Genomic DNA, 12,674 nt, shown 5'->3' on the forward strand with positions numbered 1-12,674 from the left:
TATAGCGACAGTCTTAAAAGAATCTTGAAACTAATTGAGCAAGAATAAATAAAGGAAACCAGAAAATTTAGAGCGTTGTTCATAAATTTCTGGTTTTAACTTTTTTAAATGCATAAGTTAATTTATTTGAATTTATAATTTTTATCTCTGAATATTTATTTAAGATGTGATGAACAAAGTTTCAACCTATAAATCCAGCCCCACTTCCCCCTCAGATATTAAAAATTCATCAGCAATTTGCAATAAATATCTACCATAGTCTGTTTTCATTAAAGGTTCTGCTAATTTTAAAAGTTGCTCTCTATTTATAAAGCCATTTCTAAAAGCTATTGCTTCTATACAAGCTACATATAAACCTTGTCTTGTTTGGATAGATTCTACAAAAGTGGCTGCATCTAATAGACTTCTGTGAGTTCCCGTATCAAGCCATGCAAATCCTCTTCCCAAAAGCTCTACTTTTAAATTACCACGCCTTAAATATTCATTATTTATTTCTGTTATTTCTATCTCACCTCTAGCAGAAGGCTTAATATTTTTAGCGATATCAACTACGTTATTATCATAGAAATACAACCCTGGAACAGCATAATTTGATTTTGGTTTTTTAGGTTTTTCTTCAATTGATACTACATTGTTATTTTCATCAAATTCAACAATACCAAATTCAGTTGGATTGCTTACTTGGTAACCAAAAATAGTAGCCCCTTCTTCTCTAGCTGTTGCTCTTTTTAGTCTCTCTGTAAAACCACAACCATAGAAAACGTTATCTCCGAGTACTAATGCTACTTTGTCTTTACCTATAAATTCTTTTCCAATAATAAATGCATCTGCAAGTCCTCTAGGATATTCTTGAACAGCATACTGTATATTTAGCCCTATACCACTTCCATCACCTAGTAATTCTTGAAAAGTAACTATATCCCTAAGTGTTGAAATAATTAATATTTCTTTTATACATGCAAGCATTAATACGGATAATGGATAATATATCATAGGCTTATCGTATACTGGGAGTATTTGTTTTGATATTGCTTTTGTTACTGGGTATAGTCTTGTTCCGGAACCACCAGCTAAAATAATACCTTTCATTTTTGCCTCCTTATAAATCTTAGGTATTGCCTTATAACTTATTCATATATTAACTTCTAATAATTAATTACTTTGATATACTTATCATTTCTTACTATTAATGTCGTTATTATTTAGAATGCGAGAAATATTTATAAGTATAATATTTCACTTTGAAGGAATTGTTTACAGCTGCAAAAAATAGAATTATCTACAAAGTAAAAAATGCAACATACTAGAGTGGATTTACCTAAATCCACCATGTTCCATATTATTAAAGTTATCAATTTAAGATATTCAAAGAGTACAAGCTTTGTGCCATATATAAATTAACAAAACTAGTAGAATTTTTAATTAAATCAACATATTATAATGCGACAGTAAATATAAACAAGTAGGAATAAGGAAATATTACAAAATAGGAGTGAAAGAAAATGAAATTGGAATACAGTCTGTTTAACAGACTTAAAGATATTCAAAGCAGTTCTTTTTTGAATGATTTTGGAGGGGGTGACCCATTATCTAAATGTTATATTATGGCATATTTAGCATCCTTCTTTAAGTTGAAAAATTATGTGGAGATTGGTGTGTATAAAGGTAGGAGCCTATTTTCTGTTGCTCAGGCATTTAAAGATAATGAAGGAAAAGCTTATGGAATCGATCCTTATCTCCTTGTTGATGAAATGTATAATCAGGTATTAATAAATACAGAAGTATTTCAACTTTCTAAAGTTGTTGAAATTATAAGAAAAACCTCTATAGAAGCCGCTTCATATTTCAAAGCTATTAAAATAGATATGCTTCATATTAATGGTTACCATGATTATGAAAGTGTACAGGCTGATATTAATAATTATACACCACTAATAAGAGAGGGTGGAATAATTGTATTTGATAGCCTAAACGTGGATTATGTAAAACGTTGCTATGATCAATATAAAAATGATTATATAATATTACTTGAAACAAATAACTTCGGTATTCTGATGAAAAATCAGAAAAACCAGAAAAATTTAGACAGTGCAGTTGTTATATCAAAAAAAATGAACAATCTGTATTCTAGGTTGATTGAAATAGAGAATAAAACAGTAGAAAAAAAAACTACCGTCAATGTAGGGGTAATAGCATATAACCACGAAAAATATATAGTTGATTGCCTTAATTCAATAATAATACAAAAAGGTGATTTCAATTTAAACATTGTTATTTGTGAAGATAAATCCACCGATGGAACCGCAGCGATTATAGAAGCCTATATTAAATATGTACCAGTTGGCAAAAACGTAACTTTTGAATATTTGAGAAGCGAAGTAAATTTAGGCATGGTAAAAAATTTAAAGCGATTATTAGAAGCTTGTAGCAAAAGCAAGTATACTGCGTTAATTGATGGTGATGATTACTGGGATGATGAGAACAAATTACAAAGTCATATAGAATTTATGGAAAGCCATCCTGAATGCTCTATGTCATTCGATGATATAACAGTTAAAAATGAAGATAAGTATCACTTTTATAATATACAGCAACAAATCAAAGGCGATATTTTCAGTACACTAGATATAACAAGTATAAATTTTATAGGAAATATATCCTGCTGTTTTTATTATAGCAAATATTTAGATCAACTTCCTAATGGATTTTATGAAATGTTTGTAGGCGATTGGATGTTAAATATTATATATTCATTGTTTGGAGAAATAGGACACATCAAAAAAGCAATGACCATATACAGAAAGCATAGTCAGGGTATTTGGAATAGAATGGACGACTATGAAAAGAATGAAAAAACTATAGAATTAATTGATGATTACAATAAATTTTTAAATTACACCTATGATGAACAATTTTCTAATATTCGTAAATTCTGTGGAAAAAAATTAGGTAATAGATATTTAGAATCTATGTTGTACAGACACTAGACTTGAATTATAGTACTGGATCTGATTTTATATCCAGTACTGGAACAAAAGGAGTTGCCTCTTCAAATGACTTTTTAATCATTTAAAGAGGCAATCCTTCTTTTACTCAACCTAAGCTATTCTTTATTTTATATTACCTATTATTTTTTTAATGTATAGATGACATGATTACACAAAGTATTTGCTTAGCACAGTAATATCTCCAAACCTTCTCCATCATAAACTTCAAATTCTTTTATTGATCTCATTATTTCTTTTTTAGCAAGTTCAATATATCCATAGCTATAATATAGTTTTCCAAGATTAAGTAGTACAAATTTATTATTTATTAAATTTAGTAAGTTTACGGCTATTTCAAGTTCATTAAACTTATTATTTATGAGCAAAATTTCACAGATTTCTAAAATAATATCAAGGTATTCCTGGTCATTTTCTTCTTCAGATAAAACAGAAGTGGGCTCTTTTGTAAATAAGTTTAAGAGTTGTGAGTAAACTTTATATTGCTTTTTATTATACTTAGATAAATCATCTTCTTTAAAATTACTTAATAAAGCTAGTGCATTATCATAATTATTAGTTAATATGCTACTTATAACCTTGTACATGGAAAAATATAAATAACTAGAACTACTTTCAGCTATACTATTCATTTTAATGCATTCATTAAAGTCGCCAGACATTACAAGACAATTAGCTTTAAGCAACATTAGGTCTTCTGGAATAATTCCAGCAAGTTCACATTTTTCTACGTACTCCAATGCTGTTTTATAAAAGCCTTCGGTGTAAAATAAATTTGCAATAATGATATTAGCTTTGGGATAATCAGAAAAGAACTCTTCTATTATTTTTTTGAAATCATCGAAAGGCGTATTTTTATTCTTTAATATATGACCAATAGAATATAGTGGATTAATGAAATCAGGATTTGATTTCATTGCTTCAATATAATAATTGTATGCAGCATCATAATCCTTAAGTTTCAAATATGCATTACCTAACTCATAATATGCTTTGAAACTTCCTACTCCATATAAACACTTTAATTCAGAAGGTGCTTCTCCGAGCTCAATGCATTTCTCCAGGGACTTTATCTGAAGTGTAGGCATATTCATATCTTTTAAAATAAGAGCTTTTAAAAAATATAAGTCAGTAAACTTAGGATAGTTCTCAAGACCAATATTTATAAATTTAAACGCTGTATCGTAATCTTTTATATTATAATTTAAAAAGACTATCCTGAATATAAGTAAAAAACTATATCCATTGTGAGGTTCAAAGTTTTCATAGGATTTATAATAATGTTCCAAAGCTGTTTTTACGTCATCCAGAGCTGCGTATTCAGTGCCTAGATTGAAGTGTGCAAAATAATTATCTGGATCTTTTTTTATTTGCTGCTTTAACAGTGTTATATTTCTAGTTCTCTTATCCTTAGAATCTATGCTTTTATTCATATACCCAAAATGGTGAATTTTTACTAGCATGTAAATTGCATTATATTTATTTTCTGAAAATATTAACTGATTATGAATTTCTCCATCATAGTGAGTTCCCTGGTTATTTTTATATAGCCTTGGATTTAGATTTATAGTAATTGAATTATCATCAATGGTACTTCCATAATAGTTTAAGGTTTCAAAATAATAAATTGCATTTTCATCTAACTGCCTAGTTAATAAATCTCTTAAATTTTCTTGATCGCCTGGATATAATTCATCATCTCCGTCCAAAATCAATATCCAATCTTTAGTAGCATATTTTAATGATTCATTTCTAGCATCACTAAAGTTATTATTCCACTTAAAATAGTGAACATTAGCTCCAAAGCTTTTAGCGATATCTATAGTTCTGTCTGTGGAACCTGTGTCAACTATAATAATTTCATCAACAATATCCTTGATGCTGCTTAGGCATCTAGGCAAGTAGGTTTCTTCGTTCTTAACAATCATACACAAACTTACTTCATTTTTCATTTATTATCCTCCAATTAAAAACAATCAAATACTTCCATATATATTATGTAGAATTTAATTAACAGTTCTTAATTCATTTTCGAAATCTTGAGATATTTGAAATCACTTTAAAAAAACTATTAGGTACATTCTATATACAAGTTCATATATTATAACAGGATGAAAATCCTTAAAAATAAATTTGTGGAGATGGATTTTTTATGGCTTTAACACTCAACTTTGATACTCCAAAAACTAGTTCACCGCGTGTGGTTGCTGTTACAGGAACAGTTGCGGCATATAGTCTTGGATATTTGACAATTAGCCTTAACGTTACTAACGCTTCTACTGCATCTAGAAACCGTTCATTTTACAGAACAATAACCTATAATAATACAGCCGGGGCTACAGCTCAAGTAGTTAATACTTCTTATACTTTGTCAATTGTACCAAAAATTTTAGGATCGGATACTATTTTGTCTGCAACTCAAGCTTGGTCATACACCCCTAACGTTTAATATTATCTATTTTAAATATCATGGAGCCATAATTGGCTCCATGATCTAAGTTTAGGAACAATGGAGGTATTTTTAGATAATGAAGAACCCAGATGTGCAAGAATACTGTTATTTTCATATAAAAGTGGTTATGAGATGTGAGTGCGGAGAAGCTACTATAACAAAAGTCAGAGTTATAGGAACAGTAGCAGAAGATTCGCTATATAATGCCGTAGTAAATATTGGTGTAGAAAGAGCCAGCAGTGGTCATACGGATAATTATTATGTTGTTGATCAATATAATAACTTATTAAGCGGTATCCCTCTTTATATAGATAAAATCTATAATATGGCTATTATCCCAAAGGAAACCACCGGTGATGTTGAAACTACGAACTTTTATGGTTCTTATAAAGCATAGAGTATTTTTTTAGTAAGTTAGTTATTTAAAACTGTATAGTGCCTCAGAACAAAGTACTAAATGGATTTTAATGGGTAGCTGTTAATGGGGATTAATACTTTTAAGTTACCCAGTGCAAACAGTGAAGGGAGGTATAATTTAGTGGAAAACATCAGTAATATAAAATTTAATTCTAAGAAAACTGATAAAAAAAACATTGTTTTTTTTGTAAAACAGGGATTAGATAGCTTTTTGGAAGATATTATTATGGGATTATCAAGTGAATATGAAACTAAAAAGATAATTGTAACAGATTTCAAACAAATTGATGAGGAAATGAAATGGGCTGATATATGCTGGTTTGAGTGGTGTGATGAACTAATATCCTATGGAAGTAAACTTAATATTGCTAAAGAAAAGAAAATTATATGTAGAATACACAGTTATGAGGCTTTTACAGATTATCCAGCTAATGTTGCTTGGGAAGACGTGGATAAAATTATATTTGTGGCAGAACATATTAAAAATTTTGTTATTGAAAATTTTAGCATAGATGAAGAAAAGGCAATAGTTATTTCTAACGGTATTGATGAGGAAAAATGGACATTTACTGAGAGAAGACCTGGATTTAATATTGCTTATGTAGGTTATATAAATTATAAAAAGGGGCCCATGTTATTAGTACATGCTTTTAAAAGCATTTATGATAGAAATAACCAATATAAATTATTTATTGCTGGTAAGTTTCAAGATCAAAGAGATGTTTTGTATTTTAATCAAATGATAAAAGAATTTGGATTAGAAGATAATATAATTTATGAGGGCTGGCAGAATAACCTGGATAAATGGCTAGAAGATAAAAATTATATACTATGTACAAGTATCTTAGAATCTCAAAACACGAGTGTTATGCAAGCTATGGTAAAAGGAATAAAACCTATAATTCATAATTTTGTTGGTGCAAGAAACATATATCCTAAGTCTTTAGTTTGGAACACAATAAATGAAGCTGCCCATATGATAACTGACAATGAATATAATTCAAAAGAATATTGCTCATTTGTTTTGAATGGTTTTGAACTTCATCACCAAATAGAAAAACTAAAGTCAGTATTTACAAATCTACTCCAAACTAAAAAAACTGCCATGATTGAACAACCATTAGTTACTATAGGAATTACAAATTATAATGGTAAACAATATCTATCAAAATGTGTAGAATCTTTTATAAATCAAACTTATAAAAATATAGAAATTTTACTTATTGACGATTGTTCAACGGATGGTTCTGAAGAAATAATCAAAGATTATGAGGAAAAATATAAAAATATAAATGCAATATATCATAGTGTGAACTCAGGTGGAGCATCAAAAGCAATTCAAGAAATTATTAGTGATGCAAAAGGAAAATATTTTCAGTGGATTGCTTGTGATGATTTCCCTGAAAGAGATGCTATCTATAAATTTGTAGACTATTTAGAGAAAAACCCTAGTAAGGACTATGTATATAGTAACTTCAATATAGTAAATCAGGATAATATAAAAATTAACCAATGGAAATACCAGGTTTGCTCACAAAATAAAGTTGTTGAGCATATTTTCAAGTCTGCCTCTGGTGTAATTCCTATGAATTGTTTATATAGATTGAGCTTTTTTAAAGATAATAAAATAAATTGGATAATATACAGAGATAACGATTTTTCCGCAGATACATTAAATTCACTACAGTTTATAAAATATAATTGGAATTATGGAAAAATTGATGGTGCAGTAATAAATTATAGAATTCATTCAAATAATCTATCACATAACCTACAAAAAAGAATAGACTCAGCCGTTTCAATTTTTGATTATATAATTAAAAATTTTAAAGAAGAAGTGTATGCTTCAGAAATTCAATGGAATCAATTTGAAAATAGAGACCAATTAAAAAATTATGTAATAGCACAATTTTATTATGATCAAATTGAAAATCATGTAAATATGAATGCAATACCTGAATATGTAAAAGGCAATGTCACCAAGGAGGAATTAATGAAATATTGCTTTGTATTTGCAAAAGAGGGAATGAATTATGTTGATGAAGGCCTAGAGCAAGGAATAACTTTTTCAAGTGAACTTATTAAACTTAAAGAACTATATGGTAAGTATATGGAAAAAGTTAAAGACTTAGGAGTGATTTAGCTATGAAAGTAATGACGATTCTAGGGACTAGACCAGAAATAATAAGACTATCATTAATTATAAAAAAATTAGACAAGAACTGTGATCACGTTTTAGTTCATACAGGTCAAAACTATTCTTCACTGTTAAACGATATATTCTTTCAGGAACTTAACATAAGAAAACCTGATTACTATTTGCAAGTACCTGCGGATAGTTTTGGCATGCAAGTGGGGAAATTACTACAACTTATAGAAGAAATTATATTAAGTGAAAAACCAGATAAAATACTAATACTGGGGGACACAAATAGTGGTTTATCCGCAATTATAGCTGAGAGACTGGGCATACCTGTATTTCATATGGAAGCAGGTAATAGATGTTTTGACTTAAAGGTTCCAGAGGAGAAAAATCGAAGAATAATAGATGCAATTTCAACTTATGCAATGCCTTATACTGCAGGAAGTAGGGAAAATCTTTTAAAAGATGGTATAGCAAAAAACAAAATATTTGTATCAGGTAACCCAATATTTGAGGTACTGAGATATTATGATGAAAATATTGAAAAAAGCAATATTTTAAGGGACTTAAATTTAGAAAAAGGCAGATATATATTGGCCACCATTCATAGAGCGGAAAATGTGGATGTGAAAGAACGTTTAGAAATAATACTAAAGGCTATTGATTCGGTGCAAAAAGAATTTAATCGTAAAATAATCTTTAGTGTTCACCCAAGAACTAAAAGCAAAATAGATGAATTCGGCTTTCTAAATGCAAATAAAAATATAATTTATAGTGAACCATTTGGTTTTTTTGATTTTGTAAAGCTTGAAAAAAATGGGGCCTGTGTGCTAACAGATAGTGGCACGGTCCAAGAAGAGTGCTGCATATTCCAAGTTCCTACAATTACAATTAGAGATACTACTGAAAGACCAGAAACAGTTGAATGTGGAAGTAATGTGGTTTCAGGTGTTAATTACGAGAAGATTATTATGTGTTCAAGGCTTATGGCAAAGGCAAATAAATGCTGGGGCTATCCAGATGGGTATAGTGACAATAATGTTTCTAGTAAAGTTGTAAATTTTTTATTATCAAATTAGGGGTGAGGGCATGTGAAAAAAATTTTAATGCTAGGTGCAACAGGTATGGCCGGGCATATGATTAGCAACTATTTTAAAACCTTATCAGAAAAATATGTAGTGTATGATATATGCCACACTATTAAATTAGAAGAAAATTCCATAGTATTAGATATACATGATTTAAACTTATTAAACACAATTATTGTAGAGCTTAATCCAGATATCATAATCAATTCTATTGGAATCCTTAATAAAAATGCTGAAGATGACCCTTCTAATACTATATTTATTAATTCTTATTTACCAAGATACTTAGAAGAGAGATTTAAAAATACTAATATTAAGATTATTCATCTAAGTACAGATTGTGTTTTTTCGGGTGACACAGGCAATTACAACGAAATTTCTGTACCAGATGGAATAGATCTGTATGCGAAAACTAAAATACTGGGTGAAGTAAATAATAATAAAGACCTAACAGTCCGCACTTCAATAATAGGACCGGAACTAAAACAGAACGGCACAGGATTATTCCATTGGTTTATGAAACAAAAGGCCACAGCTAGCGGATATTCCAAGGTTATCTGGTCGGGAGTTACTACACTGGAGCTAGGCAAGTGTCTGGATTTTATGATAGAAAATGACTTAAGTGGATTATATAATCTAACTTCAAAAGTTTCAATTAGTAAATATGAGTTATTAAAAATTATTAATTCTGTATTCGATAAAAGGATACTAATTAAATGTTTTGATGGAGTTCAAAATGATAAATCTCTCATTAGTATCAGAAAAGATTTTTTTGTAGAATTGCCTGCTTATACAGAAATGGTTAGTGAATTAAAGGATTGGATGCTAAAAAATAGTAAGTTATATTCGCAATATTTTTTGTAAGTAGGTGATAATAGGAATATCAGACAGTATGTAAAAAGCAAAGCTTTGCATTTTTATAATATTAATGGGGGGACATCATATGTTTGAAGGCAAATCTATTTTAATTACAGGAGGTACAGGTTCCTGGGGAAATGAGCTTACAACTCAACTCTTACAAATGAACCCTAATCAAATAATTATATATTCTAGAAGTGAATTAAACCAAGTCAATATGCAACGTAAATTTAATAATCCTAAGTTGAAATTTATTATAGGTGATATAAGGGATTATGACTCAATAAAACAAGCTACAAAAGATGTACAGTATATTTTCCATTTGGCTGCCTTAAAGCATGTGCCTATTTGTGAGGAGCAGCCCTACGAGGCAATCAAAACCAATATTACTGGTGTCAAAAATCTTATTAATGCAGCAATTGAAAATAACGTTGTCAAAGTAATTGATGTTTCTACAGATAAGGCCGTTGAGCCAATAAACGTTTATGGAATGACAAAGGCTATTGGCGAAAAATTAATAATTCATGCCAGTACTATAAGCGAAAACACCAAATTTGTTTGCATCCGAGCGGGTAATGTATTAGGAACAAATGGAAGTGTTGTGCCATATTTTATAGACCAAGTAAAGAGATTTAATGAAATTACAATTACGGATACTGAAATGACAAGGTATTTCTTAACTTTAAAGCAGGCAATACAGTTAATATTCAAAGCAATTAAGAGTAGTATAGGCGGGGAAACCTTTGTAATGAAAATGCCTGGTTATAAAATAGTGGATATTGCGAGTATTATACAAAATGAATTTGGAAATGAACACTGCAGTGTTAAAATTATAGGTAAAAGACCTGGTGAAAAGGTGCATGAAGTATTAATATCAAAGTATGAAGCTGAAAATGCATATATTTATGATAAGGACTATTTTGTTATTCTACCTCAAATAAATATAGAGGGTTTAAAAGAGTATTATAAAAAATTAAATTTGAAATCTCTAAATAAAAAAGAGTATTCATCTAATGATTATGTATTAGGATACAATGAAGCTAAGGAGATGCTTATTAAGGGTGGATTTATTGATAATAAAGAAAATAATATAAATTTATAGAAACAGCCATTTCTAGCTGTTTCTTTTTTCTTGTGAAATTGACTAGGTATAATGGTATAATAAATGTTACAGTTAATGTTAACTTGTACAATATAACCAGTCTATCATAGGACTATTTATTAATGTGAATTAAAAAAATATTTTAGAAGGTAAAAAGATTAGAGCAATAAAAAAATATAGGATGCTTACTGGACTTGGGTTAAAGGAAGCCAAAGATTATGTTGATTTACTGAGTGAAGAAAAATTTAAATAGAATAAGATGGAGGTAATGTTTATGACAGAAAAAGAAAAAATGATAGGTGGAAAAGCATATAAAGCATTTGGAGAAGAATTATCATCTGAACGCCAAGCTGCAAAAGAAATGACATTTGACTATAACAGCCTACGCCCAAGCGAAGGGAATAAGCAAAAGGAAATTTTAAAAAAACTACTAGGTGTGGTTCGTAATGATTTTTATATAGAACCACCATTTCGATGTGATTATGGATATAATATTTCTATCGGAGAAAATTTTTATAGCAATTACAATTGCACTATTTTAGATTGTGCTAAGGTTACAATTGGTGATAATGTTATGTTTGCACCAAACGTAAGCCTTTTTACAGCAGGCCACCCTATTCATTTTGAACCACGAAATGCAGGACTTGAATATGCATTTCCAATTAATATAGGGAATAATGTTTGGTTAGGTGGCGGTGTTATAGTAAATCCAGGAATTACAATTGGCGATAATGTAGTTATTGGTTCTGGTAGTGTTGTAACTAAAGATATTCCGCCTAATTCTATAGCTGTGGGTAATCCTTGTAAAGTAATAGGACAAATTTCAGAAGAAGATAAGAAATACTATTTTAAAAATTTAAAAATTGAATAAACTTGAGTAGGATTGAATTGTAAATAATTTATTAAATTTTTAAAAATATACAGGAAAAATATAATAAATGTAGAATGTAACAAGTGTAGGTGAATTATATTCAAGACACTTGTAAAATAAAGATTGAGTAAAATTTATTAATATAAAAAAGTTTAAGGAGTGTTAATTATGGGAATTGGTGATTGGTTAAGAGAACAGAAGGATAAAACACAAGCAGGAATTAAACAATTTGCAAACAAAGATTTTATGGAAGCGATAGCAGCAGGTTGTGCACTTATTGCAAGTGCTGATGGAGATATAAGCTCAGACGAAAAACAAAAGATGGTAGGGTACATTAATCTTAATGAGTCATTAAAGGTTTTCAAATTAAATGATGTATTAGCCAGATTTAATCATTATGCAGATATGTTTGCATTTGATTATAATGTTGGAAAGGCAGAAGCCATGAAGGCAATTACTAAAATGAAAAGCAAACCAGATGCAGCAAAAACATTAATAGCAGTATGTTGCTCAATAGGCGCTGCAGATGGAACTTTTGACAAAGATGAAATTGCTTTGGTTAGAGAAATGTGCTCAAACCTTGGTGTGAATCCAGCAGATTTTAAACTTTAATAATAGGTACATAAATGCAAACCTATGGGACAATAAAATGTTCTATAGGTTTTTTGTTAAATTAAGGGATGTTTATAAAAAAGGTTGGTAATATATTGAGGTCAATGATAAAATATGGATAGATAT

General features: G+C 29.3%; 11 protein-coding genes and 1 pseudogene. 10 read left to right on the forward strand and 2 right to left on the reverse strand.

Annotated elements, in window-relative coordinates:
- Positions 1-186: 186 nt before the first annotated feature.
- Complete coding sequence (rfbA, locus tag G9F71_RS07080; RefSeq protein ID WP_164951310.1) at positions 187-1,089, reverse strand: glucose-1-phosphate thymidylyltransferase RfbA; 903 nt, start codon at positions 1,087-1,089, stop codon at positions 187-189.
- Between the two features lie 413 nt (positions 1,090-1,502).
- On the opposite strand from rfbA, the gene G9F71_RS07085 reads away from it, so the two are divergent.
- Entirely contained in the window at positions 1,503-2,987 is a 1,485-nt protein-coding gene (locus tag G9F71_RS07085; RefSeq protein WP_164951311.1) for a glycosyltransferase, read from the forward strand.
- A gap of 185 nt (positions 2,988-3,172) precedes the next feature.
- Here G9F71_RS07085 and G9F71_RS07090 read toward each other — a convergent pair whose 3' ends face one another.
- Positions 3,173-4,957, reverse strand: coding sequence for a glycosyltransferase (locus G9F71_RS07090; protein WP_164951312.1), 1,785 nt, complete (start codon positions 4,955-4,957; stop codon positions 3,173-3,175).
- Positions 4,958-5,157: 200 nt separating this feature from the next.
- Between G9F71_RS07090 and G9F71_RS07095 the strand changes: the two genes are divergently transcribed.
- The 9 genes and pseudogenes from G9F71_RS07095 to G9F71_RS07135 all read left to right on the forward strand — a co-directional run bounded on the left by G9F71_RS07095 (position 5,158) and on the right by G9F71_RS07135 (position 12,548).
- The gene (locus G9F71_RS07095; RefSeq protein WP_164945477.1) at positions 5,158-5,454 is read left to right on the forward strand and encodes a hypothetical protein; all 297 of its coding nucleotides are present in this window, start codon (positions 5,158-5,160) and stop codon (positions 5,452-5,454) included.
- A 79-nt stretch (positions 5,455-5,533) separates the two neighbouring features.
- Complete coding sequence (locus tag G9F71_RS07100; RefSeq protein WP_164945478.1) at positions 5,534-5,854, forward strand: hypothetical protein; 321 nt, start codon at positions 5,534-5,536, stop codon at positions 5,852-5,854.
- A gap of 141 nt (positions 5,855-5,995) precedes the next feature.
- Positions 5,996-8,017 carry a glycosyltransferase gene (locus G9F71_RS07105; RefSeq protein ID WP_224626250.1) on the forward strand — a complete coding sequence of 674 codons (2,022 nt, stop codon included), beginning with the start codon at positions 5,996-5,998 and terminating at the stop codon, positions 8,015-8,017.
- Positions 8,018-8,019: 2 nt separating this feature from the next.
- Positions 8,020-9,096 (forward strand): non-hydrolyzing UDP-N-acetylglucosamine 2-epimerase, encoded by a 1,077-nt coding sequence (gene wecB, locus G9F71_RS07110; protein WP_164945480.1) that lies wholly within the window; start codon positions 8,020-8,022, stop codon positions 9,094-9,096.
- 12 nt (positions 9,097-9,108) lie between these two features.
- Positions 9,109-9,969 (forward strand): dTDP-4-dehydrorhamnose reductase family protein, encoded by an 861-nt coding sequence (locus tag G9F71_RS07115; protein ID WP_164945481.1) that lies wholly within the window; start codon positions 9,109-9,111, stop codon positions 9,967-9,969.
- A gap of 79 nt (positions 9,970-10,048) precedes the next feature.
- Complete coding sequence (locus G9F71_RS07120; RefSeq protein ID WP_164951314.1) at positions 10,049-11,065, forward strand: SDR family NAD(P)-dependent oxidoreductase; 1,017 nt, start codon at positions 10,049-10,051, stop codon at positions 11,063-11,065.
- Positions 11,066-11,219: 154 nt separating this feature from the next.
- Positions 11,220-11,318 (forward strand): annotated as a pseudogene (locus G9F71_RS07125) (ribosomal protein L7/L12); the annotation flags it as partial.
- 21 nt (positions 11,319-11,339) lie between these two features.
- The gene (locus tag G9F71_RS07130) at positions 11,340-11,936 is read left to right on the forward strand and encodes a sugar O-acetyltransferase (protein WP_164945483.1); all 597 of its coding nucleotides are present in this window, start codon (positions 11,340-11,342) and stop codon (positions 11,934-11,936) included.
- Positions 11,937-12,104: 168 nt separating this feature from the next.
- Positions 12,105-12,548, forward strand: a complete 444-nt coding sequence (locus G9F71_RS07135) for a tellurite resistance TerB family protein (protein ID WP_164945484.1) — start codon at positions 12,105-12,107, stop codon at positions 12,546-12,548.
- Positions 12,549-12,674: the final 126 nt, after the last annotated feature.

This window comes from Clostridium sp. FP2, assembly GCF_011065955.2.
In the GTDB taxonomy this organism is placed as follows: domain Bacteria; phylum Bacillota; class Clostridia; order Clostridiales; family Clostridiaceae; genus Clostridium_AD; species Clostridium_AD tagluense.